Raw genomic sequence first — 25,684 nt, 5'->3', positions numbered from 1 at the left:
AATTGGTATGTTCATTGGATGCGCTCAGCCTCCGATCGACCCAAGCTGCGATGCTGAGTCACCAAATTGAGAGTGATGGCAACGTCACGGTGCGGAGCAACATCTTCGCCACTATGAATGGCGAACCACGGACTCGTGAAACACAGGAAGACGAAAACGCTGCAAAGGGGGCGGTTGAGGCCTATCGTCCCGAGGATGCTTCCGATAGCAATGTAGCTGAACCGGAGTTGCAGCTGGACCATCGTTTTCAGGACCCGCTAAACAAATCAAATGATGCTGGCATGGCTGAAACAGGGCAGACACCGGAGTACAGTATGGAAAAGCAGAGCGAGAATGAGCTCCGAAAAGACACTGGAGAGATCAACCGCAATCGCGACGAGGACGCAAACGCAGAAGCGGATATGCAGGATCAGGATCCTGGTGACCGTCAACGGAGAAATCAACAAAGTGAGGACGACCCGCTGGCGGCTTAGGCCGCCAACAGCGTTTGTAACCCACCAGTGACTTTCGCCGGCGCCTTTACCTGTTCCATGGTGCAACTCTCAGGGCGCTTTTCCGGGCGCCAGCGAAGGAACTTGGTTCCATGTCTGAATCGGCCGCCTGAAAAATGATCGTAGCTGACTTCAGCAACGAGCTTCGGCTTTAAGCGCTCCCATTGGCCTGTTCGCTCCGTGCTCCATCGACTCGGCCCTCCAGGGGCATTGCCGGTGAAACCAGCGCCACCGAGGTATGGATTGAGGATGTCGATGAGTTCAGTGCGTTGTTCCTTGTTGAAGCTGGAAGTGAAGCCGACATGATGCAGCAGACCGTCAGATCCGTAGAGCCCTAACAGGAGTGAGCCAACTCCGCCGCCCTTGGACGCGAAACGAAATCCTCCGACGACACAGTCTGCAGATCGTATGCGTTTGATCTTCAGCATGGCGCGCTCGCCTGATGTGTACGGCTCGTTACGAAGTTTCGCAATCACGCCGTCGCATCCTGTAACGGCGAGATCGGAGAACCAGCGGCGAGCCAGGGATAACTCGCGGGTGCAGGCAGAAAGTTTGAGCAATGGCGAGTTGCCGAATCGCGCGATGAACTGCTCCAGATGCAGACGTCTCTCGTGCAGTGGTGTGTCGAGGAATGAGCGGCCATCAGCATCGACCAGCAAATCGAAGACAAGGAAGCTGCACGGAGTTTCTCGCGAGAGCTTATCAATACGGCTTTTTGCGGGGTGAATTCGCATCAATAAGTCGTCAAACGAGAGATGCTCATTGCGAAAGATCACGATCTCTCCATCCAGTATGAAGCGCCTTGCCTTCAGGCCTCGAAGTGCATCGACCAGCTCAGGAAAATAACGGGAGAGCGGCTGGCCTGACTTCGATTGCAATACGATCAGGTCTTCATCGCGGAATGCGAGGCAACGAAAGCCGTCCCACTTGGGCTCGTACTGCCACTCTGATCCGGAGGGAATGGAGTCTACAGACTTGGCCTCCATGGGTGCGAATGGCGCCTGAATCGGTAGATGAAGCTGCGGGAAACTGGCTTCCAGATGTTCGGCTGGAACGACGCCGTCCTCTATGGTGTGAGATTTCTCTGCGATGGATACTTTGCGTGACCGTAGCATGAGGGATTGGATGCTGGTGGAACCTACGGCCTCGCATCTAACCGAGCTCACTCATGGCTAAGAAGTCTAATACTGCGAAGAAAGAACTGAACGTTGACTGGTCGCGTTTGCATCGTGAAGCTGCCGACCGCTTTGGCGTGAATAGCTTTCGTCCTGGTCAGCGTGAGGCGATCGAAGCTGTTTTGAATGGCCGCGATGCGTTCGTAATTATGCCCACGGGCGCAGGAAAGTCGCTGACATATCAGCTTCCTGCCTTGTTGATGCCAATGGCCACCGTTGTAGTGTCTCCCTTAATAGCGCTTATGCAGGATCAGCAAGAGAAGGCTGAAGCCGCAGAAATCGATGCAGCTACTCTAAATTCCACGCTGACGAAAACAGAGACGAAAGAGGCCATCGAAGAAATTAGGGCCAATGAGCATCAGCTCATATACATGACGCCGGAACGGTTGGAGAATCCTGACTACCTGCAACTTCTGCGTAGTACCGGGGTATCGCTGTTTGTGGTCGATGAAGCTCATTGCATTTCGCAGTGGGGACATGATTTTCGCCCTGCATACCTCGGCTTGCGACATGCGATTCAGACGTTGGGACATCCTCCAGTGCTGGCCCTTACCGCAACAGCACCGCCGGATGTAGCCGATGACATTCTGAAGCAACTCGGGCTAGAGCACGCGGTTACTGTGAATACCGGACTTGAACGTCCGAACCTGTTTCTCGAGGTATTCCGAACGGTAAAACGGTGAAGCAAAGCGGGCGAGAGTGCGAGACATTATTGTAGGAGTTGAAGGCGTCGGGATTGTTTACACGGCTACCGTACGGCTGGCAAACGAACTGCACAAGTGGCTGAAAGAAGAAGGAATCAATGCTGGTCTATATCACGGCAAGTGCAAGGTGAGAGAGCGCCAGGAAACGCAGCAGCGCTTTATGAATGATGAACTAAAAGTAATCGTCGCGACCAAAGCCTTTGGTCTTGGCATTGATAAGAGCAACATTCGCTTTGTGGTGCATTACAACTTTCCTGATTCGCTCGAAAGCTATTATCAGGAAGCGGGACGGGCCGGGAGAGATGGTGAGGAGGCGCAATGCGCGCTGCTGTATAGATTGGAGGATCGACGGATACAGGGCTATTTTCTCGGCGGCAAATATCCGCGTCGTGAGCACTCGCTCAAGGTGTACGAAGCGCTGCTGGCACTGGCAAACCAGAAACCCGCAGTAATCAACATTCACGATCTAATAACCGCATCGGGGCTTCCGCAGCGCAAGGTGAAGGTGATTGTGTCGCAACTCGAGGCGAGCGGAATTGTCACACGTAAGGCCAGGCACATCGTGAGAAAGCGAGAGTTTTCGGATAGCCAGGAATTCGACCAGTTTCTAAGCGAGTACGAACGGTTGACACAATCAGACCGCGATCGCCTGAGAGCGATGATGAACTACGCCGAGACAGCGCGATGCCGCACGGAGTTCCTGAAGGAGTACTTTCTCGGAAACGACGGGAGGGAAACGGCCCAGTGCTGGCATTGCGACAATTGCAAAGCTGGAGTTTTCTCTTCACGAGTGTTCGACAGCACGGCGACCCCGCAGCCACAAGTGGGCGAGCACTGCGCAGTAGCGTTCGACTCGGCGCAGCCGTTTACGCGCTCTGCGTTAAGGCCGGTTGCGAGTTCACAGGTTAAAGCGTTCAACATCGGTGAACAAGTGCGCCACAAAAAGTTCGGAGCCGGGAAGGTGCTGGAAATCAATGGACGCAATGTGACTGTCCGTTTCTCTCCAGGCGCGAAGCAGGTGCGGGGCGAGTTCCTAGAGAGAGCTGCTTGAGGCGAATGCTACGCGCGTCGCGAAACGATGGGATCGGAGCCGTGGAAGGCGGGAACGGACAGCAGACAGTTTGCGGAACTCACTAATTGCACTCCGGCTGGTAGCGGCTCGCCAAAGCTGGAGATAGCGTCGCTTCGATCGGGAGCGACGTACTTTTGTAGCGGCAGAAGTTCTTCTTCCGGGGTAGCCAACTCTCGCAGATAAGAGATCGCTCTGTCACGGGTGGGTGCATCGATATCGCGCGAAAAATCCTCGGTGATGCGCGCCATGGAAATTACGGCGCTCACGAATGCCTTGTTTGAGAGCGACAATCGAAGCAGGGCGTCCAACCACTCGACAACATTAGTGGGGGGAACCACTGAATGCAGCGATCCGTAGAGGGGCACGCGGGCAGCAACGCGCCCCAGAGCCCAAAGCCAGATTGTGTCTTCGTTGTTCTTGTCTATTCTCGAAAGGAGTTCTTTGCCGAGTGCGAGTCGGGTGCGAGCAGGGAGGTGCTCCAAACTGGCTAGCAAACGCCAATGTTCGTAGTCGAGTTGCCGGTTGCGCCGAGCAGCTTTCCTTGCGTCTTGTTGGTTCGTCAATTGTCGATACAGCGCTTGTTGGACACTGGCGTTGAGTCCTCCTGTTACTCTGCGTAGTAATGATAGGCATTCTATTTGGCATTGCAGGTCGTTGCTGAAATTGGGTTTGCTCGTGTAAAGAGCTTTGACCGCATCTATACGCGATGTGTCGCCATCCACGCCAAAGCCAGGTTTCAGGCACAAGCCGGCCAAATTCATCCAGCGAAACTCGTGGCGAGGAGACTTCGTGCGTCCGTCAGAGTTGTTGAGCAGTACATCGCCGAGTTTGCGAAGAACCGCAGCAGACCACGAATCTCTCTTGCTCCCGAGAACGGCTTCCAACTGGCTCATGAGAGCGACCGGGTCGCCGTCGCCGGAGTGGCCGAAGACATTCTCGATCAACTTAGTGGCAGATTCGACTGCTGCATCAGAAGGTGGATCGATCGACGTTGTAGATCGGGCCTCTCGGGGATGTTGCAATTCCTCGGCGGAATCCTCTCCGCGTAGTTCGAACTGCAAACGCCATCGGTGGGAGGTGTCCAGCGACTCGCACCAAAGTTCGAGCGTGCCAACTTCAGTGAGACTGGCTCGGAGGCGCACAGCCAGACGAATCTCCCGCAACTTCTTGCCATAGCGCAGAAGCGAAACGAGCGGCGCGTGACGATGCACATCGTCTTCGCTCAGCAAGACCGTCTCGCCATGGGCACTATGTCGTGTGAGTGAACTGTAAAGAGTGAAAGATACGGGACGGTTTGCTAACACAGAGAATTGACGGTCAAGCGCTGGCAGAGAGGTGCCCGCTTCAACTCCGGCCGGAAGCACACAGATACCAACGAGGCCATCAGTGCTCTCCAATCCGATGTAGTAACTTCTTGCACTCCCGACGCGAATACGATGCCCGGCGCCCCTGCGCACGCTCCCGTAATATGCGGCACCGCGCGCCACAGCACTCTCTGCGTCAGGGCTGTCAAGGATCGTCAGGTTCCAACTCGGGTCGGATGCGCGAAACCAATGCGACAGCGCATCAACAATTCGTGTCCGTGCAGCGTGAGGAATGCAGAATCCACCATTGAAGAGCACCGCATCGGGACGAACCATGTTGCCTTGGGATGATGTCGTCATGGCGACGGCAGCCTGCGAGAGGAATGCAGCAAGATGTTTCGTGATGGCCGGGTCGCTTGCGTAAGGCAATGCGATCTCGCGAAGGCCAATGGTGCGGCTCTGTCGGGGCTTCTCCTGCGGCGAGACGATGGGGAGAAAACCGTCGAGCAGAATTTGCAGGACGTCATCTCGAGTCAGATCGACGGTGAGCGCCTGTCCGATAATGGAACTGCCGCTTCCGAGAATTGTGATCGGCAGGCTGACTGGCGCGCTGTTATCGAGCAGGCGCTCTTTGGCCGAGGAGCAAACGCCCCGTAGTGCATAGCGCTGGCGCATGGTGAGTTTCGTGCCTGCAAGTTTCTGCTCGACGTGCTTGGCGAGAGCTAAATCAAGATTGTCTCCGCCGAGTAATAAATGTTCTCCAATGGCGGTTCTCTCAAACCGCAACTCTCCATCTAGGTCGTAGGCGCGCACGAGGCTGAGGTCTGTTGTGCCTCCGCCAATGTCGCAAATTAGGACGAGATCGCCATCTTTGAGATTGGTTTCTTTCGGCGCGGAGGAAGTAGCGCCTTGCACAGCAGTGTGTTTCTCCATCCACGAATAGAACGCAGCGATGGGTTCTTCGAGAAGCGTGAGATGAATGATCCCGGCCGCGCGAGCGGCTTCCACCGTAAGCTCGCGTGCTTCTTCGTCAAAGGATGCGGGGACGGTGAGGACCACTTCCTGCTGTTCAAAGCGCTCTGCCGCATCGCGACCCATTGCGCCATTCCATGCATCGCGCAGGTGCATGAGATACCGGGTCGAAGCCTCTACAGGAGAGATCATTGGCTGAGGAGGCTCAGCTTGCGAGGGCAATATCTTGGCTCTTCGGCTGACGCCGGAAGTGGATAGCCACGACTTTGCAGAGGATACCTGACGACCTGGGACGAGGGCGCCCTGTTCGCGGGCGAGCAAGCCTGTGACCATGGGCGGGACTTCATCCCAAGTAGCGCTTACTGCGCCCGTCGAAAGCTCCTCCTTGGTAGGGAAGTAAAGAAAGGAAGGAAGTGAGGGGAGCGCGCGAACTTCGCCTTGCGCTACTAATTGCGGAATCCGAAACACATGAACGCGCTGTGGGGTCTCGTCGCTTTCATGTGTGTCGATGTATGCGAGAACAGAATTGGTGGTTCCCAGATCGATGCCGATGAGATAACGCGAAGCCATCGCCGGATCACCCTGTAGCTTTCTCGCGAATGTTGAGTTCCAGTTTCCAGCGTTGATTGCCGTCGCGAGATACACACCAAACTTCGAGGGTTCCCAGTTCGTTCACCCGAGTCTCGAGGCGGACTGGGACAACTGTTCCTTGTTGTCCGTCAAGGCGAAGAGTTACCTCCATGGGGCTCAACTCCTCAAGTTCATCTGCCCAGTCCTCCAGGAGGCTCCCGACTTGATCCTGCTTTCGGATACTGGAAGTGAGAAAACGAAACTCTGCTGGCTCGCCCACGACCAGACCAAATACTCTGTTCGGAATGGTAGCCTCGGTGCCTTCCTCCATTCCGAATGGAACAACGCAAAGCGCTTTCAGAGGAGCTTCCATGCCGGGGATGGCAGGCATGGCGCTTTCAATTCCGATGTAGTAAGTGCGCGAGGCTCCGCTTCGAATGCGAACGCCACGGCCTCGACGCGCCCTGCCGTAGTAGGCGGCGCCTCGTGCAACGGCATGCTCCAGGTCGGGGCCTTGTAGTATGTGCTCGGGTTCGAGCGCATTGAAACCCTCCTGCTGCAACCATGTATTCAGGACTTCAATCACACGGGTGCGAAGAGTTGGTGCCTTCATCACGCCGCCGTTGAAGAGCAGATGCGTGGGGCAGGCGAGTCCACTGGGGCCGCGACGAATCTGTTGAGCTTCGGGACTGTTGCGCGCCTGTTCGGACAAGAAGCGTGCCAGATGCTTTGTAATTGCGGCGTCGGCGGCGTACGGCAATCCGAGTTCCTGAAAGCCTACTCGCCGCTGACGCATAGGCATTTCGTTACTCGCGATGCGGGGAAAAAAGCCCTCAATGAGTACCTGATTCAGATCGGCGCGCGCAAGTTCAGTCTTGATGGTTCCGCCGATCAGTTTCGTTCCTTTGCCAAGCAGCGTGATGGGATAGCTCTGAAGGTCCGGCGATTCGAACAGCTTTTCTTTCGCTATGCGGCTTTGGTGCCACAGCGCGTGTAGTTGCCAATTGTCAATTTTGTATCCCGATTCGGTCAGACGTTGCTGCAACACTCGGGCGAGCATCAGGTCCATGTTGTCGCCGCCGAGCAGGATGTGATCGCCAACGGCAACGCGCTTCAGTACCAGTTCTTCAACGTCTTCTGAAACGAGAATGAGGCTGAAGTCAGTAGTCCCGCCGCCGATATCACAGACGAGAACCAGATCGCCGGACTTGATTTGATCGCGCCAACTCTCACCCTGGCTCTCGAGCCACGCATAAAAGGCCGCCTGGGGCTCTTCGAGCAATGTGACCTGATGATATCCAGCCTGCTCCGCGGCACGACGTGTCAACTCGCGAGCTTCTTCGTCGAAGGAGGCAGGGACAGTCAGCAGCACATCTTGTTCCGATAAAGGCGCACCGTTTGCAATGTCACCGTGGTCCCAGATGGTGTGGAGATACTGCAGATACTGTGAGGATGCGTCAACGGGAGATAACTTGGGAACTTCGTCCGGGGCCTGCCATGGAAGAATGGGCGCAGCACGATCAACGCCTGCGTACGATAGCCAAGACTTGGCGGAGGCTACGAGACGATTGGGACTTTCTGCGCCACGCTTGCGGGCTAGCTCACCAATGACAACTGTGGGCTCAGCCTGCCAGGGTAGTGTGAGGCTGCCTTGAGGAAAGTCGAATTCACCGGGGATGTATAGGAATGAGGGCAAGAGAGTGCGATCCGCAACTTCGTTGGGATTCACAAGCTGCGGAATAGCATGAACGCTAATCGCGTTTTCTTCATCCGATGCACTGCAAAATGCTAAGGCTGAGTTCGTAGTGCCAAGATCGATGCCTACGATGTATTTGGCAGTCACTTACATCTCCCTTTTGCCAAAATTGTCGGTTACGGAAACTACTGCACTTCGACCTCTGCCGGTGCGACAATCATGCGACCCGATTCCTGCGGCAGTTGTGGAAGATGTACCTCTTTCACGCGCCAGCCTTTATGACGAAGGAAGCCGCGAACCGGAGGCTTGCCTGTAACGTTTCCGATAAGTTTGATGGTGGCAGCATCAAAGCTGGACTCAAGGGAGACAGGTTGGTCTTCTTCCGAATTGAGAATCGGCTCAAGCTTCACGTACTGATCCAGCACTTGCCGGCAGGTTTCGTGGATACTCCGAACAGCAGCTCCGAGTTGGGCATCCGGATAAGGAGAGATGTCTTCGCTAAGAAAATCGATAAGACGTCCGTCGCGCTGGAATAGGCCCAGAATCTGAACAGCGCGGTCATACTCTCGATCCGCAGGAGCGTGGACCTGTGTGTAGGAAAGTACGGTGGGGGTTGGAGCCGTTTCTGTTGCTGGTGTGCGGGGCTTGCAGAGTTGCTCCGCAATATCTGTAGGAATTTCGCCATCAAACAGGATTGAGAAAAAACACCGAAACGCGAAACTTACTCGCTCCCAGCCGGTCATAATGACTCCGCAATAGAATTGCGCGCTACAGCGAGCGCGCCAAGTCTGGAGATGATACGCGCTGATCGCAGCCACGATCAACTTTGCTCGCACGACTAGAGCTGCTGCGTTCAGTTGTTGGGGTTGATGAACGTCTTTATCTCTGGAGCTGGCTTTCTTCCAGCTCCTCCAAACAGACCATAGACAACAATATGCGCTGGCCCAGTCTGGACGGCTGCGGGATATCCGGTCTCGGGCGCAAAGGTTGCCATATACACCTTTCCGTTGGCTATTGTCGGCGGGCAGTACTTCGCAAAGTTTCCCAACCGATCGGAGGCATTCATCTCGCTATTCCAGAGCTCGTCGCGCACGTTGGAAGCATCAAAGGCGCGCAGGACGCCGGGCACATTCTGCCGGTTTGCGTTGTCGTTGATTGGCATGGACGACCAGAGTACCGCCGTTCCAGCTTGACTACGATTGGAAGATAGCGATAGGGAACCACCTGGCATGGACGTAAGCATTCCTGCGGTGGGCAAGGGGGCAGAGATGTGACTCTCGCCATTGGGGACGAACATGCCATTCACGAGCTTGTAAGCTTTCAAGCTCTCCATCTCGGGCCAGATGTAAAAGCGAAGGCCATCCTGAGCTGGCCAGATTACCGGAGCTCCGTGCAGGTGGTGGTAGCAACCAGCGCAAGAGGGAAGTGGATTTGTCGGTAATACAGTCGCCTGTATTTCCTGCACGACATTTGCCACTTCCGCGCTGCTGGTGGAACTGATCTTGCCGAGGTGATCCGTGTGTAAGAGGTAGAGCTTGCCTTCTTTGCCGCCAGCGACCAACGTGTTATTGGAAAGCAGCACTGCTCCACCTGATCCAACATCGAGATCCTCATTGTCCAATTTCTCGTGATTCCATGGGGTGAACCAATCGAGGATTTGCAGATCTGAATTGAGTTTCAGGATGGAATCACTGAAATTGTGCTGCCCATCCCACGCACCATCCCCGGTAGTGAAATAGATTGCGCCGTTGCCGTCAGCAGCGAGACCTACTCCAGATTGCCAGACTCCGCCTCTGTTCCACTCGTACGTCTCTCGCTCCGCATCGTCAAGAGTATCCTCCTGCTCGTGGGCGGGTGTCGTGCAGAAGATGAGAGCCTTCTGCTTGAAATCGGCCGCAGTGTAACGAAAGATCCAGCCGTGAAATGGGCCGGCATCTCCATGTGAGCCGAACGCCACGTAGATGTAGCCATTGAGCAGCAATAGTCCCGGACGGTTGAGTTGAATAAAGGGATCGAATGTTATCAGGCCGTTCCGCGCATCGATTGCTGTACCAGGAACGCTGCCCTCAATTTCTGCTGGAGCTTGCAGTGGCGATCCTGTGCGAATGTCGAGAGCGTGCAAACGATGGTGGTACGACGGGCGGCTCGCCGGGCCTTCCTTGGTCTTTGCAACCACAAACAGGACTCCAGTGCGTCGGTCGATGACTGGCGTGGATGTGATTCCGATGTCGGGATACAGGTCCTTATAGTCCCAACTGTTTCCCATCTGAAGCGCACCGCGACCGAAGATTGTAATATCGAGCGCCGGCACGGAGGGCCCGAGATTTCGAGCCCAGATTTGCTCCCCGGTGTGAGCGTCAACCGCGTAAACGTTATTCTTTTCGGTTGCAATGTAGAGAACGTCGCGAATGGCTCCATTCCTCAACTTCAAGTCGGCGACTATCAAAGGCTGTGCAAAGACATTGCCTTCGACCGCGATGGAGAATAACTTGCCAAAGGTATTCGACCTGGCGTCCACATTGCGGACGTTCAGGACGCGCTCGGAAGTGTTTGCCGCCGAACGAGCGTTGTCGTTCCGTTGAGTCAGGACGCTCACCTTGTGGGAGTGCTCAAGCGGGGGCTTAGGATTAGCAAAAATGCATGCGGCGAATAAACACACACATGAAACTGCCATGGATTTCGCGAAATGCCGCCCAGATAACTTGTCGGTCTGCCGTTTCAAGCCCTTGCGCTCCACACGCCACGGATTCGGAGAATCCCGCTACTTTGCTCTGATGTCGTGAAGACGCTCTATGCTGCTCAGGCTATGCATTTAGCAATCAACACAGCCCATGGTGGCTCATAAGGATCAGGCGACCGGGACTATACTGAACGGTCACTGTAGGCGAAGACGCTGTCAACAATGGCGGTTCGTGATCAAATGCACAGTAGAGGCTGAAATGGTAAGACAGATTGGACGGATGGCGCTCTATCTCTTTCTCGGGCTCGTGCTGTTCTACGCAGCGGATTGGATCATTTTCGAGATACGTGTATCACGGGGCGAGGGAATCGCAAAGGTTCAGGTGGAGCAGTACCTTCGGATGCAACTCAAGGGAAATAAGGCTGAGTACGATTATCTTGGCACTACGGAGCAGAGTTGTTCGCGTACTGCATTGCCGCAATATGCTCAGTCGGTCCTGAATCCGCCATGCTGGTGGCTGGAGCGTCATAAACAGCGCTGGCAGTAGTCGCATCATGTTCTTGAGAAGAACTGCTAGCCCGTGTTGCGAAGAAACTGGTCACAGAACGATCAATCTGTAAAAGTGCTCCGCGATAGTCGTTGGTCTTGAGCAAAAACTTTACCTAATTGTTGTAGCCGAGCGACTCAAAGCATCGTCTATTTGTACAAGCAATGCTGCTTGCACGTGCGGTCATTCATTCGGAACGCGCTCTGAAATATGACGATTTGGTTTGCTCTCGCTATGGTGATCGTCGGTGGACAGATCACGTTTGCCGTGCTCTTTTTTATCTGCAAGGAGGGTGAGGATGTACACCCTTCGTATCGCGAGGCGAAGCCTCCGAGCTCGAAGAAGGTGCTTTGCTGCTCCAATCGCGAAAATGAAAGCAAGAGACGCGCCGCTGGTTGAACGACACTACATCTGCTTCAGCAGTGAGAGCCAACGACGCCAGGCTTGATCGTGAGCTGTCTTGTTGGCCTCAGTCGTGTTGGACGGATCCTCGCCGGCACGCATGAATCCGTGTCCTGCGCCGTCATAGACGTGGAAATCAAATACCTTTCCGGCTTTATTCATCGCAACCTGAGTGTCAGGTAGAGTGGCGTCGATGCGACTGTCGTTTCCTGCATAAAAGCCGTAGACCGGAGCGGCGATCGTAGTGACGCCGTCAGGAGGGGGACCGTAGAAGACAAAGGCAGCTTTCAGATCAGCACGTGAAGTAGCGAAGCGAAACGCGGTTCCACCGCCCCAGCAGAACCCGGCCGCTGCCAGCTTCCCATTCACTGCAGGTACTTTCAGAATGTAGTTGGCCACGGCATTCAAATCATCCGTTACGCTCTTTGGGTTCAAGTCGGAAACAGCCTTCATGCTGTCCTGAGTACTCTGGAAGGCTTCGCTGCCTTTTCCACCAGGTCCAAATCCGGAGAGGAGGTCGGGGGCTATTGCCACGTATCCTTCGGACGCGAGCCTGTCGGCTACGCTGCGCACCCAGTCCGTCAACCCAAAGATCTCGTGGATCACAATCACCGCAGGCGCCTTGCTTTTAACTTCGGGATAGACGACAAAAGCTCGAATGGAACGATCACCACGCGAAATCTGCACCCACTCCTGATGGCGTGGCGATTTCTCCAGTGACGCTTTGGCCCAATCCTGCGAGTAGGCGAGTGGACGAAGTAGAAACAGCGCGATCAGAAGTACTAGTCGGGTCTTCATGTCTAGTGCTTTACCGTAAGTCGATATTCGATCTTGTCGTACTCAGCTTTACTCATGACGTGCCGATCGAGAAGCTCGGATACTCGCGAGTACGGGCGATGAGAAATGATACTTTCGGCCAGACGCTGATTTACACCAGGCAGCGATTGTAGTTCCTCTCTGCTTGCGGTATTCAAGTCAGCTGGCTTGTCTCGCGTCCAGCCTTCGCGGATACCTTGAGCTATCGCCTTTGTATCGCGCTTGATCTGTGCAGTTGCATCGGCTGCTTTTTCACGCACTGCGGCCGGGTTGTCGGCTTTAGGTGTGCAAGCCACGGCGGGGATCAACATAAGCAGTGACGATATACAGACGGTGCAGTGGCGCTTATTGCACAGGAGACTCGATTGAAATAGAGTGAGCCATCTCCCGGGGGCACGATCGTGGCGGCGCCCAGAAGATGGCTCGATCGTGCTGTTGCCGATCATGCTGCTCGACGGATGTTGGAATCTTTATCAGTCGGGAACTTTGTGCTGCGCCTTCCCGTGACCATGCGAATGATCCAGGTGAGAATCACGGCGCCCGCGATCGCTACCAGGATTGTGTAGATCATCCCACCCTGGCCCGCAAATCCCAGACTCCTCATAATGAACCCGCCGACAAGCGCTCCGACGATGCCCACAATGATGTCCATGATCACGCCGTATCCGGAGCCTTGCATGAGCTTGCCGGTAGCCCATCCAGCAATCAAGCCCACGATAATCCAAGACAGTATTCCCATAGTTTTCCCCCTTTGGGTTGTAGGATGCGAAGCGATGAAACTGGATGCTTGATCCGACCATCTGAACGTAAGCTCTATGCAGACTTCGAGATCTGTCGTGAGCAGCTAGTGGAATGGTGAGGTGAATGGCAAAGCTGTTATTAAGCGATATTGATGGCACTCTCGTGGACAGCAACACACTCCATGCGGAGGCGTGGCGAAGATCTTTCGAGAATTTCGGTATTCAGGTCGGAATGGATGAAATATGGCGGCAGATTGGAAAGGGCGGAGATCAATTGATTCCTGTATTTATTTCTGAAGCTGAACGGGATCGAATAGAGAAGCCGCTGCAGGAATTTCGAAAACAGATCTTCCACAAAGATTACATGCCTCGGATCGTGCCCTTCGTACACGCGCGTGAACTGCTGGTGCGGGTGCGGAAGCAGGGCCTGAAGATTGCTTTGGCTACTTCTTCGGATCCGGAAGATCTGGCTGTTTACAAGAAGATAGTGGGCATGGATGATCTCATTGAAGAAGAATCGTCAAAGGGTGACGCCAAGAATTCGAAGCCGGAGCCGGATATTTTCGCCGCAGCACTGCACAAGGTAGGAGTGCCGCCAGAGACGGCCATCGCTTTGGGTGACACACCGTATGACGCAGATGCTGCCGGAAAACTTGGCATTCCGGTGATTGGCCTGACGTGCGGCGGTTGGAAGCGAGACGATCTTATGCAGGCTGGGTGCGTGGAAGTGTACCGTGATCCGGATGACCTTTTGCGCCACTTCGATAGATCGCTCCTCGCAAAGTGAGCACTGCAAGTTGCGACCGTTTGTCTGTCGGCGGCTAAGTAGATGAGCCAAAAAGCTTGCGAAACAGTGGCGCTCCCCATGTTCCGATTGCAAGAAGTGACCCGAACAGAATGACGGCGTCAATGCTCTCTCGCCCTTGACGAGACCAATAAGCTGCCGCATCCAGATTGAGCCAGAGCGCGAACTCATCCAGTGTCAGGGCGGCTCCTATGCCATACGTCAATGCCAGCAAGCGGCTCAGGAGAATGGAGACCGGATCGTCGCTGACGCCAACATCCGCAATCTCTGCGTAACCTGCGATGAGCAGCAGGAAAATTCCCCAAACAAGATGATGAATGTGCCTGCCACCCATCTCGACATAGCCGAATGGCCCGATGTGGTGAGTGATGGAGGCCACAAGTAGTCGTACTGCCAGGAAGGTTATGAAGAAGCTAATCGAGGCCAGAAATAGTCGCCTTTGGGGCCGATCCGGGATTTGCTGGTGAATTAGCAAGCCTAGTTTTGTAAGGTGAAGAACGAGCAAGATGACACTCGTGGAGACAGCAGCAAAGATCAGTAGTATGTAAGACCCTGCAATGTGCATGCGAAGAAGATCCTCCCTGTACTGATGCGACTGAGTTCTGCGTCGTAAAACATTCATGTCAGGAGCAGGTATTTGCGATCTGAGTGCCGCTCAGGGGCCTGAAACAGTATCCAAAGAGGAATGAGCGAATCCACGGACGTGTTGATCATCGGAGCCGGAGTTGCTGGCCTGAGCGCAGCGCGGTTACTGGCTGAGTCTGGCGTGCGTGTCACCTTGTTGGAAGCACGAAATCGGATTGGAGGTCGTATCTGGACAATCGAATCAGAGTCGGGTGCAAAGGTCGAACTTGGCGCTGAATTCGTTCATGGCCGCCCGAAGGAGATCCTGGATCTTGCAGCTTCTGGCAATCTTGAGCTGCAGGAGTTCGATGCGAGTCCGTGGGTACAGACAGATAGCGGGCTACAACGCTGCGATGATTTCTTCGAACACACGCAAAATGTTCTCGATCGCATGAACGAGCATGAACCAGATCGCTCATTTGCAAACTTCCTGGAGGAGAATGAAGCGGATAGCGAAGAAGCGAAGTTATGGGGCCTGGAGTACGTGGAGGGATTTCATGGCGCGTTAGCCGAGCGCATAAGCGTTCACTCGCTCATTCGCGGCATGCGGGCGGAAGAACAAGCAGAGGGTGATCGCACGTATCGCATTCCGAATGGATATAGGGCATTACTCGACGTGATTGTCGGCGCGTTTGCTCCAGGTCTGGTGGATTGTGAGCTGAGCACTGTGGTGGATGTTGTGCGATGGGAGAAGCATCGGGTGAGAGTGTACGCGCAGAAAGGTGGACGGCGTGTCGAATACTCTGCTCCCTTCGCTATCATCACGTTGCCACTTGGAGTCTTGCAAGCGGCTCACAATAGTCCCGGTGCGGTGCAATTCGAGCCTGCGCTGGTCGAAAAATCGTCAGCCCTGCTTTCACTTTATATGGGCCAAGTAATCCGGGTGTCGCTGATCTTTGACCGGCCATGGTGGGAACAAATCGACATTGATGGATATAGTAAGGCAGCTTTGCGCGACTTAGGTTTTGTCTTCTCGCACCAGGAGTGGTTTCCGACGTGGTGGACGCGGTCGTTTTCGGCGCCGATACTCACAGGTTGGGCTGCGTCGCGCCGCGGAGAACGCTTGAGCGGACGGTCGGATGAGTTTGTTCGCACTCACGCCATTTCATCCCTATCCGAGTTGTTCGGGGTCCCCAAGCAAACTCTGGGTGAGCATCTACGCAGTTGTCACGTTCATGATTGGCAGTCTGATCCGTATGCGCGTGGGTCGTACAGCTATGTCGGAGTGGGAGGGGAGAATGCGCAAAGCGTGCTGGCGCAATCACTCATGGACACGCTGTTCTTTGCAGGGGAAGCCACCAATAGCGATGGCCATCATGCGACCGTTCATGGTGCCATCGCGACTGGACGAAGGGCGGCCCGTGAAATATTGATTCACAAAACCTAGGAGCGGATGAGAGTCGATTCATGCTCGCCAAAGATGGTAGAGCAGGTAGTAGATTACGACTCCGGTAACGGACACGTAAAGCCAGAGCCAATAGGTAAGAGGCGCTATCCTCACGTGCTTTGCATACTGACTTTTCAGACCGCGAACCATGCTCATCAGAATGAGGGGGACGATCACAACGGCCAGAATAGTGTGGCTGGTAAGCAAGGTGAAGTACACCGGACGCCTCCAACCTTGTCCAGCGAAGTGCAATACTCCTGCGTGCGCGTGATAGTACAAGTAGCAGATGAGAAAGAGAACTGAAGTGAAGAAAGCCGCAAGCATCGTTCGCTTGTGAGCGGTGACTCTACGGTGGTCGATGAATTGCCGTGCAGTGACCAGCAGGACGGCGGCTGCTCCATTGAGTGTTGCGTTAATTGCAGGGAAATAAGACAGGGCTGACGCTTCCATTGCGAATCCTCAGGCGGCGGGTTTGGTGCTGCGCCGGTTTGCAACAACAAATGCTAATGCGAACATGATAACGGTGAAAACGGTCAGTACAACAAGGCATTGACTCAAAGGGAAATCACTTGAAGCTGAGGCAGGGAACAGCAGGTTGCGAAGAGCTTCGGTTCCGTAAGTCAGGGGATTGATCCGCATCAGAAATGCCATCCAGCGAGAGGCGGAACTGACAGGGAAGAGCGAACCCGAGAGCAGCCAGAGCGGTATGAGAAACAGATTGATGATGGCATGAAACCCAGAAGTCGAGTCCATGGGCCATGCAATGATGAATCCCAGTGCGGTCAGCGAGAACGAAACCAGGAAGATATCCAGCACAATCAGTACTAGCTGTGCGATTGTGAAGTGGATTCCTAGAATCGGAGCAAGGACGAGGAAGAGAAGCCCTTGCAGTGTTGCCAGCGTTGTTCCCCCGAGAACCTTGCCAAGCACAATGACGGAGCGGTGCACTGGTGCGACAAGCACTGATAAAAGGAATCCCTCGTTGCGGTCCTCGATCAGCGACATCATGGCGAAGATCGATGTGAAGAGCACGATCATCATCAGTGCTCCCGGGAAAAAGAAGTCGAGATAGTTCTGCCCGGTGCCGGTGCTAGGGTTCCGGAACGAGTTTCCAAACCCTGCGCCAATTACGATCCAGAAAAGCAGTGGAGATGCGATGACTCCGACTACTCGGCTCAGGTTTCGATAGAAGCGAACCACTTCGCGACGCCACAGCGACAGCGCAGGCATGAGGCTGAATGTGGTTCCGATGATTGTGCCGGGTTCCGTCGAGGACGGTTTCGAAGTTGCTTGAGTGGCCAAATTCAATCCTTCAGTGCTTCTTGTTTTTGCTTGCGGCGGAGCGCTGTTCAAGAGCCTGGGCGTCCTCGTTCCAGAAGCGGTGCCCGGTGCGCCGGATAAATACATCTTCAAGCGTTGGCTTGCTGACGCTTACGGACTCAATCTCGCCTGGAAAGGACTCGACTACATCGGTTACGAAGCGATGTCCGGCTGAGCGCTCGATTCGTAACCGACCATCGTCGAGTACCACTGCGTCCACACCAAAACGCGCCGTAATGGAAGCCGCAAGCCGCTGAGGGTCGTGGGCATCGAGCAAGATGACATCGCCGCCAATTTCGCTCTTGAGTTGAGCCGGCGTGCCAAGTCCGACGAGATTGCCGTGACTCAGAATCGCGAGCCGATCGCACTTCTCGGCCTCCTCCATTAAATGCGTCGTGACGAGGATGCTTACACCCTCCTGATCACGCAATATTTGAAGGTATTGCCAAAGATCGCGACGTGCACCGGGGTCTAATCCCGTGGTTGGCTCATCGAGTAGTAGCACCTGCGGATGATGCAACAGCCCCTTCGCTAATTCCAACCGGCGTTGCATGCCGCCGGAGAACGATTCTGCGCGATCCTTGGCGCGGTCGGTCAGGGAAACTCGCTCCAACATCTCTGTCACGCGCTTCTTGAGGGGACCTCCGGTAATTCCGTAGAGATGGCCGACATGGATCAGGTTCTCTTCGGCGGAGAGTTTGATGTCAATGCTGCGCGACTGGAAGACGACTCCGATCTGCCTGCGTACTCCGCTCGGGTCCAGGGCAACATCGTGTCCCAGGATCAAGGCGCGCCCTGCGGTCGGCAACATTAAAGTCGAAAGAATCCGAAACATGGTGGTTTTGCCGCTGCCGTTGGGGCCGAGCAAGCCAAAGATCTCGGCGCGCTGCACACCAAACGAGACGCCATTTAACGCTACGCGATCGCCGTATTGGTGTCGCAACGCCTCGATCCGAATGACGGCTTGAGACTCGGAGCTGGATGTCGGGTCGAATTCTTGTACTTGCATCCTGGTGGTCAAAGCAAAAAACCTCTCCAGTAAGCTTCAGATTTAGGCAGCGCTATTCAGTACCATCAGGGCAAACAGTAACGGAAGATATGTGACACTCGCCTTCAGTAGTGCACGCGCAAGAATCTTCGACCGTTGGGTTGAGGGAGGCAGGCACTCTCTCCATATCCTCGCGCAGAAATAGAACAAGCTCAGGCCGAGAATCGCAGCACCGACTAAGTACAGCAATCCAGCCATTCCAAGCATGGTTGGGGCCAGCGTTGTTGGCAACAGGGCAGCGCCATACATCAGAATCTGGCGGGCGGTGGAGCGACCATCACTCTCCACTACAGGAAGCATGCGGATGCCCGCCCGGGCATAGTCGTCGCGATAGAGCAACGCGATGGAGTGAAAATGTGGGAACTGCCAGAAGAAGACAATCGCAAACAGAACAAAAGCTTCGAACTCAAGCTGCCCACGTGCTGCAGTCCAGCCCAGCACTCCGGGCATAGCTCCAGGAAATGCTCCGACGAAGGTACAGAGCGGGCTGATCTTCTTGAGCGGCGTGTACATCATCAAGTAGCAGGCCGCGGTCAGCAAGGTCAGCACTGCCGTGAGGAGATTCAACTTTAGGCAGAGCACAACTGTGCCGCCTATGGTTAACGTCGCCCAGACCGCCAGTGCGTGGGCGAGCGTCATGGACTGCTTCACGAGCGGGCGCAGTGCTGTCCGACGCATCAAGGCGTCCGTCTTGCGTTCAATGATCTCGTTCATGCAAGCGGTGCCGGCGGAGATCATACCGATGCCGGCAAGCGCCCAGATGAGCTTCATGCCGAGAACGGGCATCCCTGCCTTGTGTTGGCCGAAGTAGAAGCCGCACCAAGCCGTGATTACAACGAGGGTGGTCACCCGAATCTTGGTGAGTTGTGCGTAATCTCGGACAAGGTCCACGACGCCGCGCTTCGGGATGGCCAATGCTTCAATGGGTGCTGTCGTCATGCTTGGGCCGTTCTGCGTGCTGAGGTTACGTCCGCTGCCGCGTCACTGCGCTGCGGAGCAAGGTGTCGATGGACCTGTATCGCTAAAATCACGGTAGTTACCAGAAGCAGAGCCCCACATGCCACGTGCGCAACCGTGAACCCAACGACACTCAGGAGTGGGGCAGCAGCATTCTGACTCCAGAGTACGCGCGCCATGTAGCTTGCAAGGCCAAGCAGGATCTGGATTGCGAGCAGGACCAGCAGCGTGGTCGCAGGTGCGCTTAACTGTTGGATGTGCCGATAGCGTTTCAAGGTCACGTATCCGCACCAGTTCACGAGCACGAACACGAGGCATGCACCGATGAGATGCGGGAGCAAGCGGATTCCCGAGTGCCTGAATGCCGCGCCCATGATTAACTGCAACCAAACGGCGCCAACGGTCACAAGCGACAGAGCAGTCAACTGCAGCCCAGTGCCGGACTCGTCAAGTCTGTGAGGCTGCTCAACCCAGCTCTTGCTCGTGAAGAATGCAATGCTCACCATGATGCAGAAGAACGTTTGTCCCAAAGTGGCATGGGCAGTCGAAATTGCAGGGGGTAAATAGAACAACACCGTGAGGCCGCCGAGCACCCCTTGGGCAATTACCGTGCCGAGAGCGCTCCAGCCCAGAATCCGCATCCATCGGCGCTTGTCCACCTTCTGAGTCCAGACAGCGACTCCGATTGTGAGCAGACCGATAAATTCGGCGAGCATGCGGTGGCCATGCTCAAACTTGACCCCGCCGACGAGTGGCGGAATTCGATAGAGCGAACCGAACGAAGTAGGCCAATCTGGAACCGAGAGGCCAGCATCATTGCTCGTCACCAGGGCTCCGGCGACAATCAGCAGGAAGACACAGGATGCCGCGAATACCGTGAAGCGATGATGCGCGCGATTGTATGGGGTGCTTTGTGGCATGGAGTTTGAGTGATGGATGCGGAGGACAGGGCCGGAATACTTCGGCCCTGTCCTCCGGCGTTCCATTCTAACTGCACAAGAATAAAGATGATAATTCAACGGCTAACGATGCAGGCTGTCACTGTTATGGCAACAATTTCCAGTAATCCGTCTATTTTCGGAGCTAGACCGGGTTGGTCTCCTTGGCAGCCTGTTCGCGCCAGACAGTGCCTTCCATGGCTTCGATTACAGCATCGGCGAACTGTGATGTACTGGCAGTGCCGCCCATGTCGCGCGTAATGTGCTTGCCCTCGCGATAGACCGCGTGCACGGCATATTTAACCTTGTTTGCGGCATCCTGCTCGCCAAGGTGACGTAACATCAGAATGCCTGAGCGGATCACCGCAGTGGGGTTGGCAATGCCCTTGCCAGCGATGTCGGGAGCCGATCCATGCACCGCCTCGAAGATGGCGCAGTGTTCGCCAAAGTTAGCTCCTGGCACCAGTCCCAGTCCGCCGACGAAAGCTGCGCATAAGTCGCTCACGATGTCGCCGTAGAGGTTCTCCAGCAGGAGCATGTCGTACTGATAAGGGTTTGTGACAAGCTGCATACAAGTATTGTCGATGATGTGTTCGCCGTAGGAAATCTCCGGGTACTCCCGTGAGATGTTCCGCGAACAGCGAATGAACAATCCATCCGACATCTTCATGATGTTGGCTTTGTGAATGGCGTGAATCTTCTTTCGCCCGAACTTCCGGGCATATTCAAAGGCCCAGCGGGCAATTCGGGTGGATGCCTTCTCGGTGATGATCTTGAGGCTCTCGACTACTCCGGGAACGACTTCGTGCTCAATGCCGGAGTAGAGTCCCTCCGTATTCTCTCGAATGATGATGAGATCGACGCCCGGATATCGTGTGCTGACGCCGGGAAGATTTCGGATCGGACGAAAATTGCAGAAGAGTTCGAACTGCTTGCGCAATTGTACGTTGATGCTGCTGAATCCGCCGCCAATGGGCGTGGTTACCGGGCCTTTGAGCGCTACACATGTGCGTTCGATCGATTCCGTCAGCTCTTTGGGGATGTACTCGTGGTATTTCTCGTAGGCGTCCTTTCCTGCCGAGAAGCTCTCCCATTCAAACTGAATTCCGGTGGCCTCAATTATGCGAACCGCTGCTGCTGTGACCTCGGGGCCGATGCCATCGCCTGGAATCAAAGTAACTTTATGAGCCATTCACTCTCACCTGGAGCAATTTTCGCGAAAATTCGAAGCTACTTTTGTTTTCCCTGATCCGCAGCCATCAACGCCGCTTTTGCCTCGCGCACGTCTTTGGAGCGAAGCAGATCCTGCAACTCCGACATGAATTCATGTACGTCTTTGAAATCCAGGTAGACGCTGGCAAATCGCACGTAAGCGACCTTATCCAGAGTGCGCAGGCGGTTCATGATCAACTCGCCTAGTTCGCCAGTTCGGCGTTCACGCTCAGGCGAGTCAATCACGAAGCTTTCGGCCTCGTTCACAATCTGTTCCAGCTTGCTTATGGGGACAGGGCGCTTTTCGCAGGCACGGAGCAGGCCGCTCAACACCTTTTGCCGTTCAAACTTCTCTCGACGCCCATCCTTCTTGACCACCATGTAGGGGATTTCGTCGATCCGTTCATAGGTGGTAAAGCGCTTCTCGCAGCGCAGACATTCGCGCCGGCGGCGAATGGATTCGCCTTCCTTGCTTTCGCGCGAATCAACTACCTTGTCTTGATCAAATCCGCAAAAAGGACACTTCATCTTGGTCTTGCCCCAACGGTTGGGCCGCAAAGCCTTTCTAGCAGCAAAATCGCCCAAAACTGCAACAGCGGGATTGTATCAGCAGCAGGGCTATCTGGGTGCTTTCGTTGTGCCTGCCTCGACCTCTTCTTCCTCATGGGTGCTTTCTTCGGAAAGCCTGATGAAGGATATCTTCTCGAAACGGGCCAATAGAAGTCCTGCCGGAATGACCGACATGAAAGTCACCAGCCAGAGCATGATTCCGCAGCTAACGGCAAGTTCGCGGGTAATGTTGTACGGTTCGCTGCTGAAGAGGCTGGATTGTAAAACTCCAATAACCGCCAGTTGCGACCCTCCAACACCACCTGGAAGCTGAACCACGGAGCCTAGCATGCTGGAACCCATAACGAGCAGGACATCCTCGAGTTTCATGGTGTTCATGCGCGCCACGCGCTCGATTCCGTCTCCAGCGGTCACTACCGGAATCTGCGGGTAGGCATGCAAGACCTCGATGTATGCTCCGGCGATCATAAGCCACATGCACAGCGAGACTACGACCAGCAGGACGAATGACTTCGTGTCGTGAATCGTGTTGAAGCCTTCTTTGAAGGACTGAAGCCTTGTCCGAAGCGCGGTTGCGGCTTGCCCCGAGGCCTTGCGCAACAGCATGAAGGCGATTACGAGAACGATGCATGAGGCCAGCAGTAGAGGCAATTTGTGACTCGCGTTACGCGCTGCTGCATGGATACCATTCTGGATTGCTTGAAGTAGAACTTGCGCAAGCGTACCGCCCTTCAGCGCGAGGAAGGTTCCCATGAGCACGGCGACAGCGCCGAGGTCAAAGAAGCGCTCCACGGTCCAAACGGCAAGCTGCGAGGTGAAGGTGAGTCTTTCCTTCCGCGCAATGAGGTAGGGGCGCGCAAACTCTCCGGCTCGGCCAAAGAGGCCCAGTGCGGCGAAACCGATGATCTGGGGCGCTACAAGGCGGCGAAAGCTGGTGGGCGCGGTCGGTTTCAGGAAAATGGCCCAGCGGATGGCCCGCATGATGTATGCAAGGTAGATGAGTGCTACACCCGCGCCAATGTGCCACAGGCTCACGCCCCCGGTGTACTGACGAAACTTGGCCCAGTCGAATGAACGCCACGAACGAAACTGAAAGTAAACAAGAACCGCCAAAATTGCCGCAACAATAACCAATGAAAACAACTGTTTTTTCTTCATAGGGAAGAACTGGCCGGAGCTTTACGGGAGCCTTTCAAACGTAGATGGTTCGACCGAATGCTGCGGCAGCAAGGACACAAAGCTAACCCGCATGGATTCGCGTGACGCTCTTATTGTACTAGAGGGGGAGGAAACAAACCCAAAGCAAACAATCCCTTACGGATTCATTTTCGCTTGATTTCTCCTGGCCTGCGCCGATGCGGTGTGGGTCTTTGTCGCGGCAGTCCTGGTCCGAACACTTCGCTTGCTTTTGTTGTAGTCGTGAACCACGCTTTGCACGTACCGCTGAGTCTCCCGGTAGGGAGGAACGCCCTTGTAGCGGTCCACGGCTGCGGGGCCTGCATTGTAGGCGGCAAGGGCTTTGATCGCGTCTCCGTCGTAACGCTCGAATAGTTCGCGAAGGTACTGGGTTCCGCCGCGAACGTTCTGCTCTGGACTGAAACTGTCGGCGACGCCCAGTTTCATTGCTGTTGCCGGCATGAGCTGCATCAAGCCCCGCGCTCCCGCACGCGAAACCGCCTTCGCGTTTCCTGAACTCTCATGTTTGATCACGCTGCCGATGAAATCGGCGTCCACACCATGCTTGTCGGAAGCCTCTTTCACGATCTGCTGCGTGCTCTTTGCAGGCTCTGGAGCGATGGTCGGCTTGGGGTCGGGCTCGGTGGAGTAAGTCTCGACCTCATCTGAGGGTACGTCGATAAAGCTCGTCTTTCCGTCATCGATGTATAGACGAACAAAACCCTCGTGGCTCTCCCGGGTGCGATGCCGAATCGCGAGGCCGTTGCGCAACTCGGCTACTTCGACGGCATACAAACCGGTCGTAAGCAGCAGAGCTACAGCGCACAGGCGCAAGGCTTTCATGCGTTAATTGACACCTTTCAGGACGGCTTCGATGGCGTTGGCCACACCGTGCTCGTTGTTGTTCAACGTAGTCTTCCAGCCGCGGTCGCGGAGTTCCTCGCTGGCGTTTCCCATGATATAGGCGTGCCCTGCAAATTCAAGCATTTCGATGTCGTTGTAGTTATCGCCTATGGCCATTACTTCGCTCCGGTCGTAACCCTTGAACTCTGCCCAGCGCTTGAGTGCCGCACCCTTTGTGCAGCCTTTGTTCAGGATGTCCACGATACAGAGATCGCGCTCGTCGTACTGAGTTTTCAGGGCGGTAATGCGGGTCAGCAATGTTGGATTCTGCTTGAGCTGCCTTTGTGCCTCGTTCATCCGGGCGACTGTGCCGCAAAACATTGCCTGGATGGGGTCGGTTTTGATTCCGCTCTCGATTGGATGCACCACCCGGATGAATTGGCGGTTCTTTTCAATCCATCTCTGGATGGATAAGTTCAGCTCGTCTAATGTCTCGAGCAGGAGGGATCCGTGTTCGTTCTCATCGAAGGTAATCACCAGGTTGCGGCGAAAATCTGACATCCGCGCGACCAAGTCCAGGGTTGCTCCCAGCGCAAGGGGATCGCGATGGAAAAGAGTGCCATCGCTTGTCTTTGTCACCGCGCCATTGGAACTGATTAGTGTGGTCTCAAATCCCAAGGCTTTTGCCACGGGGAGAGCAAAAGTGTGTCTTCTCCCGGTCGCTAGCAGAATTTCAACCCCCAAGGAGTGGGCCTTGTTCAGCATGGCGAGGTTGCGCGCGCTCACCTGAAAATTGGAGTCGAGCAGTGTTCCGTCGATGTCAATGGCGATCAGGCGAACGGGCATTATGGAGATTTTACAACTTCTACTCTCCTACTCTGGATGCTAGGATGCTTTCAATGCTATCTCGATATTTGTCCTGGGGCGTTTTCGGCATTGTGCTGATGGCTTTGGCGCTGGTTCATTTTGCGCGGCGCCAGCCAAGCTTTTATTGGCTTTATCTCATCATCTTTCTTGGTCCCCTTGGTGCCCTAATCTATCTGGCCGTGGAAGGCCTGCCCGAACTGTTTGATCCCGGTGCGTTTCGCTTTTTGGAGCGCGGACGCCGCTTACGAGAGGTCGAGGCGGCCATTCGGCACAATCCATCGGCTGGAAATTACGAGGAACTCGGGCTGTTGCGTCTGGATAAAGGCGACTGGGTTGGTGCGCGCGAATGTTTTGACAAGGCTCTGGCGCAGCGGACCGACTCGCTGGACCCCTTCTATCGCCGCGGACTTGCGGAGATAGAACTTGGGGATTTCGCCTCCGCACGCAACGATCTTGAACGCGTGGTCGCCGCCGACCCCGGATACGACTTCCAGCGCGCGGCCGGACTGCTTGCCTATGCCTTATGGAAGACCGGCGATCTCGAGCGTGCACAGCGCCTCTTTGAGCAGGTGCTTCGGACTTCAACGCTCACCGAAACGCAGCTCCACTATGCCGAATTCCTAGCCGAAATCGACCGCAAGGATGAAGCAAAACGGCAGGCACAGAGAATCAAGGAAAAGCGATCCATCATGCCCGGATTCCAGCGCAGGCGAGAGCGCAAGCTGTTTCGCGAAAACAGTGCTCTTCTTCGCAAGCTGTAAGCGGCTG

At 55.1% G+C, this 25,684-nt stretch carries 27 protein-coding genes; 8 read left to right on the top strand and 19 right to left on the bottom strand.

Annotated features, from left to right (window positions below; genetic code table 11):
* The first annotated feature begins 14 nt into the window (after positions 1 to 14).
* Complete coding sequence (locus tag AC6IY8_RS06685; RefSeq protein WP_497777972.1) at positions 15 to 473, top strand: hypothetical protein; 459 nt, start codon at positions 15 to 17, stop codon at positions 471 to 473.
* On the opposite strand, the gene AC6IY8_RS06680 is transcribed toward AC6IY8_RS06685, so the two are convergent.
* Positions 470 to 1,606: an ATP-dependent DNA ligase gene (locus tag AC6IY8_RS06680; protein ID WP_497777971.1), complete on the bottom strand. Its 1,137-nt coding sequence runs from the start codon at positions 1,604 to 1,606 to the stop codon at positions 470 to 472. The genes AC6IY8_RS06685 and AC6IY8_RS06680 overlap by 4 nt on opposite strands.
* A 53-nt stretch (positions 1,607 to 1,659) precedes the next feature.
* Here AC6IY8_RS06680 and AC6IY8_RS06675 point away from each other — a divergent pair, with 53 nt between their 5' ends.
* On the top strand, positions 1,660 to 2,349 hold the full coding sequence (locus AC6IY8_RS06675; protein WP_497777970.1) for a RecQ family ATP-dependent DNA helicase: 690 nt from the start codon (positions 1,660 to 1,662) through the stop codon (positions 2,347 to 2,349).
* Between the two features lie 16 nt (positions 2,350 to 2,365).
* Positions 2,366 to 3,421, top strand: a complete 1,056-nt coding sequence (locus AC6IY8_RS06670; RefSeq protein ID WP_497777969.1) for a helicase-related protein — start codon at positions 2,366 to 2,368, stop codon at positions 3,419 to 3,421.
* An 8-nt stretch (positions 3,422 to 3,429) separates the two neighbouring features.
* Here the strand turns inward: AC6IY8_RS06670 and AC6IY8_RS06665 are convergent, their stop codons facing one another.
* From AC6IY8_RS06665 to AC6IY8_RS06650, 4 genes are all read right to left on the bottom strand, one after another.
* Positions 3,430 to 6,363 carry a hsp70 family protein gene (locus tag AC6IY8_RS06665; RefSeq protein ID WP_497777968.1) on the bottom strand — a complete coding sequence of 978 codons (2,934 nt, stop codon included), beginning with the start codon at positions 6,361 to 6,363 and terminating at the stop codon, positions 3,430 to 3,432.
* Complete coding sequence (locus tag AC6IY8_RS06660) at positions 6,296 to 8,131, bottom strand: Hsp70 family protein (protein WP_497777967.1); 1,836 nt, start codon at positions 8,129 to 8,131, stop codon at positions 6,296 to 6,298. The genes AC6IY8_RS06665 and AC6IY8_RS06660 overlap by 68 nt, the downstream gene beginning before the upstream one ends.
* A gap of 38 nt (positions 8,132 to 8,169) precedes the next feature.
* Positions 8,170 to 8,727 (bottom strand): DUF2760 domain-containing protein, encoded by a 558-nt coding sequence (locus AC6IY8_RS06655; RefSeq protein ID WP_497777966.1) that lies wholly within the window; start codon positions 8,725 to 8,727, stop codon positions 8,170 to 8,172.
* A 110-nt stretch (positions 8,728 to 8,837) separates the two neighbouring features.
* Positions 8,838 to 10,580 carry a hypothetical protein gene (locus AC6IY8_RS06650; protein ID WP_497777965.1) on the bottom strand — a complete coding sequence of 581 codons (1,743 nt, stop codon included), beginning with the start codon at positions 10,578 to 10,580 and terminating at the stop codon, positions 8,838 to 8,840.
* Between the two features lie 343 nt (positions 10,581 to 10,923).
* Between AC6IY8_RS06650 and AC6IY8_RS06645 the strand changes: the two genes are divergently transcribed.
* Both AC6IY8_RS06645 and AC6IY8_RS06640 read left to right on the top strand, forming a co-directional pair.
* Complete coding sequence (locus tag AC6IY8_RS06645; protein WP_497777964.1) at positions 10,924 to 11,211, top strand: hypothetical protein; 288 nt, start codon at positions 10,924 to 10,926, stop codon at positions 11,209 to 11,211.
* A gap of 210 nt (positions 11,212 to 11,421) precedes the next feature.
* Complete coding sequence (locus tag AC6IY8_RS06640; protein WP_497777963.1) at positions 11,422 to 11,610, top strand: hypothetical protein; 189 nt, start codon at positions 11,422 to 11,424, stop codon at positions 11,608 to 11,610.
* A 6-nt stretch (positions 11,611 to 11,616) separates the two neighbouring features.
* Here AC6IY8_RS06640 and AC6IY8_RS06635 read toward each other — a convergent pair whose 3' ends face one another.
* The 3 genes from AC6IY8_RS06635 to AC6IY8_RS06625 all read right to left on the bottom strand — a co-directional run bounded on the left by AC6IY8_RS06635 (position 11,617) and on the right by AC6IY8_RS06625 (position 13,168).
* The gene (locus tag AC6IY8_RS06635; protein WP_497777962.1) at positions 11,617 to 12,411 is read right to left on the bottom strand and encodes a dienelactone hydrolase family protein; all 795 of its coding nucleotides are present in this window, start codon (positions 12,409 to 12,411) and stop codon (positions 11,617 to 11,619) included.
* 2 nt (positions 12,412 to 12,413) lie between these two features.
* Positions 12,414 to 12,740 carry a ComEA family DNA-binding protein gene (locus AC6IY8_RS06630; protein ID WP_497777961.1) on the bottom strand — a complete coding sequence of 109 codons (327 nt, stop codon included), beginning with the start codon at positions 12,738 to 12,740 and terminating at the stop codon, positions 12,414 to 12,416.
* A gap of 131 nt (positions 12,741 to 12,871) precedes the next feature.
* Positions 12,872 to 13,168, bottom strand: coding sequence for a GlsB/YeaQ/YmgE family stress response membrane protein (locus AC6IY8_RS06625; RefSeq protein WP_497777960.1), 297 nt, complete (start codon positions 13,166 to 13,168; stop codon positions 12,872 to 12,874).
* Between the two features lie 125 nt (positions 13,169 to 13,293).
* On the opposite strand from AC6IY8_RS06625, the gene AC6IY8_RS06620 reads away from it, so the two are divergent.
* Positions 13,294 to 13,956 carry an HAD family hydrolase gene (locus tag AC6IY8_RS06620; RefSeq protein WP_497777959.1) on the top strand — a complete coding sequence of 221 codons (663 nt, stop codon included), beginning with the start codon at positions 13,294 to 13,296 and terminating at the stop codon, positions 13,954 to 13,956.
* Between the two features lie 34 nt (positions 13,957 to 13,990).
* Here AC6IY8_RS06620 and AC6IY8_RS06615 read toward each other — a convergent pair whose 3' ends face one another.
* Positions 13,991 to 14,353: a hypothetical protein gene (locus tag AC6IY8_RS06615; protein ID WP_497777958.1), complete on the bottom strand. Its 363-nt coding sequence runs from the start codon at positions 14,351 to 14,353 to the stop codon at positions 13,991 to 13,993.
* 306 nt (positions 14,354 to 14,659) lie between these two features.
* Between AC6IY8_RS06615 and AC6IY8_RS06610 the strand changes: the two genes are divergently transcribed.
* Positions 14,660 to 15,985 (top strand): flavin monoamine oxidase family protein, encoded by a 1,326-nt coding sequence (locus tag AC6IY8_RS06610; RefSeq protein ID WP_497777957.1) that lies wholly within the window; start codon positions 14,660 to 14,662, stop codon positions 15,983 to 15,985.
* An 18-nt stretch (positions 15,986 to 16,003) separates the two neighbouring features.
* Here AC6IY8_RS06610 and AC6IY8_RS06605 read toward each other — a convergent pair whose 3' ends face one another.
* The 10 genes from AC6IY8_RS06605 to AC6IY8_RS06560 form a co-directional block, all read right to left on the bottom strand.
* Positions 16,004 to 16,435, bottom strand: a complete 432-nt coding sequence (locus AC6IY8_RS06605) for a DUF420 domain-containing protein (protein WP_497777956.1) — start codon at positions 16,433 to 16,435, stop codon at positions 16,004 to 16,006.
* 9 nt (positions 16,436 to 16,444) lie between these two features.
* Entirely contained in the window at positions 16,445 to 17,287 is an 843-nt protein-coding gene (locus AC6IY8_RS06600; protein WP_497777955.1) for an ABC transporter permease, read from the bottom strand.
* Between the two features lie 10 nt (positions 17,288 to 17,297).
* Complete coding sequence (locus tag AC6IY8_RS06595) at positions 17,298 to 18,314, bottom strand: ATP-binding cassette domain-containing protein (protein WP_497777954.1); 1,017 nt, start codon at positions 18,312 to 18,314, stop codon at positions 17,298 to 17,300.
* Positions 18,315 to 18,356: 42 nt separating this feature from the next.
* Complete coding sequence (cyoE, locus tag AC6IY8_RS06590) at positions 18,357 to 19,292, bottom strand: heme o synthase (protein ID WP_497777953.1); 936 nt, start codon at positions 19,290 to 19,292, stop codon at positions 18,357 to 18,359.
* Positions 19,289 to 20,296, bottom strand: coding sequence for a COX15/CtaA family protein (locus AC6IY8_RS06585; protein WP_497777952.1), 1,008 nt, complete (start codon positions 20,294 to 20,296; stop codon positions 19,289 to 19,291). The genes cyoE and AC6IY8_RS06585 overlap by 4 nt, the downstream gene beginning before the upstream one ends.
* A 97-nt stretch (positions 20,297 to 20,393) precedes the next feature.
* On the bottom strand, positions 20,394 to 21,440 hold the full coding sequence (locus AC6IY8_RS06580) for an isocitrate dehydrogenase (NAD(+)) (RefSeq protein ID WP_497777950.1): 1,047 nt from the start codon (positions 21,438 to 21,440) through the stop codon (positions 20,394 to 20,396).
* 38 nt (positions 21,441 to 21,478) lie between these two features.
* Complete coding sequence (nrdR, locus tag AC6IY8_RS06575; protein ID WP_497777949.1) at positions 21,479 to 21,988, bottom strand: transcriptional regulator NrdR; 510 nt, start codon at positions 21,986 to 21,988, stop codon at positions 21,479 to 21,481.
* A gap of 90 nt (positions 21,989 to 22,078) precedes the next feature.
* Positions 22,079 to 23,188, bottom strand: a complete 1,110-nt coding sequence (locus AC6IY8_RS06570) for a lysylphosphatidylglycerol synthase transmembrane domain-containing protein (RefSeq protein WP_497777948.1) — start codon at positions 23,186 to 23,188, stop codon at positions 22,079 to 22,081.
* 156 nt (positions 23,189 to 23,344) lie between these two features.
* The gene (locus AC6IY8_RS06565) at positions 23,345 to 24,049 is read right to left on the bottom strand and encodes a lytic transglycosylase domain-containing protein (protein ID WP_497777947.1); all 705 of its coding nucleotides are present in this window, start codon (positions 24,047 to 24,049) and stop codon (positions 23,345 to 23,347) included.
* Between the two features lie 3 nt (positions 24,050 to 24,052).
* A complete protein-coding gene (locus AC6IY8_RS06560; RefSeq protein ID WP_497777946.1) occupies positions 24,053 to 24,895 on the bottom strand; it encodes a Cof-type HAD-IIB family hydrolase in 843 nt (280 codons plus the stop codon).
* Positions 24,896 to 24,948: 53 nt separating this feature from the next.
* On the opposite strand from AC6IY8_RS06560, the gene AC6IY8_RS06555 reads away from it, so the two are divergent.
* On the top strand, positions 24,949 to 25,677 hold the full coding sequence (locus tag AC6IY8_RS06555; protein ID WP_497777945.1) for a tetratricopeptide repeat protein: 729 nt from the start codon (positions 24,949 to 24,951) through the stop codon (positions 25,675 to 25,677).
* The last annotated feature ends 7 nt before the right edge of the window (positions 25,678 to 25,684 follow it).

The organism is Koromonas soli (genome assembly GCF_059726265.1).
The sequence above is the reverse complement of the archived record's forward strand: the minus strand, read 5'-3'. Positions and strand labels throughout refer to the sequence as shown.

Excerpts from the sequence above, each read along its gene's own strand:
- AC6IY8_RS06570 (WP_497777948.1), bottom strand. The coding sequence starts at position 23,188 with ATGAAGAAAAAACAGTTGTTTTCATTGGTTATTGTTGCGGCAATTTTG.
- AC6IY8_RS06625 (WP_497777960.1), bottom strand. The coding sequence starts at position 13,168 with ATGGGAATACTGTCTTGGATTATCGTGGGCTTGATTGCTGGATGGGCT.
- AC6IY8_RS06655 (WP_497777966.1), bottom strand. The coding sequence starts at position 8,727 with ATGACCGGCTGGGAGCGAGTAAGTTTCGCGTTTCGGTGTTTTTTCTCA.
- AC6IY8_RS06640 (WP_497777963.1), top strand. The coding sequence starts at position 11,422 with ATGACGATTTGGTTTGCTCTCGCTATGGTGATCGTCGGTGGACAGATC.
- nrdR (WP_497777949.1), bottom strand. The coding sequence starts at position 21,988 with ATGAAGTGTCCTTTTTGCGGATTTGATCAAGACAAGGTAGTTGATTCG.
- AC6IY8_RS06605 (WP_497777956.1), bottom strand. The coding sequence starts at position 16,435 with ATGGAAGCGTCAGCCCTGTCTTATTTCCCTGCAATTAACGCAACACTC.
- AC6IY8_RS06585 (WP_497777952.1), bottom strand. The coding sequence starts at position 20,296 with ATGGAACGCCGGAGGACAGGGCCGAAGTATTCCGGCCCTGTCCTCCGC.
- AC6IY8_RS06645 (WP_497777964.1), top strand. The coding sequence starts at position 10,924 with ATGGTAAGACAGATTGGACGGATGGCGCTCTATCTCTTTCTCGGGCTC.
- AC6IY8_RS06630 (WP_497777961.1), bottom strand. The coding sequence starts at position 12,740 with ATGTTGATCCCCGCCGTGGCTTGCACACCTAAAGCCGACAACCCGGCC.
- AC6IY8_RS06620 (WP_497777959.1), top strand. The coding sequence starts at position 13,294 with ATGGCAAAGCTGTTATTAAGCGATATTGATGGCACTCTCGTGGACAGC.
- AC6IY8_RS06635 (WP_497777962.1), bottom strand. The coding sequence starts at position 12,411 with ATGAAGACCCGACTAGTACTTCTGATCGCGCTGTTTCTACTTCGTCCA.
- AC6IY8_RS06680 (WP_497777971.1), bottom strand. The coding sequence starts at position 1,606 with ATGCTACGGTCACGCAAAGTATCCATCGCAGAGAAATCTCACACCATA.
- AC6IY8_RS06560 (WP_497777946.1), bottom strand. The coding sequence starts at position 24,895 with ATGCCCGTTCGCCTGATCGCCATTGACATCGACGGAACACTGCTCGAC.
- AC6IY8_RS06610 (WP_497777957.1), top strand. The coding sequence starts at position 14,660 with ATGAGCGAATCCACGGACGTGTTGATCATCGGAGCCGGAGTTGCTGGC.
- AC6IY8_RS06580 (WP_497777950.1), bottom strand. The coding sequence starts at position 21,440 with ATGGCTCATAAAGTTACTTTGATTCCAGGCGATGGCATCGGCCCCGAG.
- AC6IY8_RS06565 (WP_497777947.1), bottom strand. The coding sequence starts at position 24,049 with ATGAAAGCCTTGCGCCTGTGCGCTGTAGCTCTGCTGCTTACGACCGGT.
- cyoE (WP_497777953.1), bottom strand. The coding sequence starts at position 19,292 with ATGACGACAGCACCCATTGAAGCATTGGCCATCCCGAAGCGCGGCGTC.
- AC6IY8_RS06555 (WP_497777945.1), top strand. The coding sequence starts at position 24,949 with ATGCTATCTCGATATTTGTCCTGGGGCGTTTTCGGCATTGTGCTGATG.
- AC6IY8_RS06675 (WP_497777970.1), top strand. The coding sequence starts at position 1,660 with ATGGCTAAGAAGTCTAATACTGCGAAGAAAGAACTGAACGTTGACTGG.
- AC6IY8_RS06595 (WP_497777954.1), bottom strand. The coding sequence starts at position 18,314 with ATGCAAGTACAAGAATTCGACCCGACATCCAGCTCCGAGTCTCAAGCC.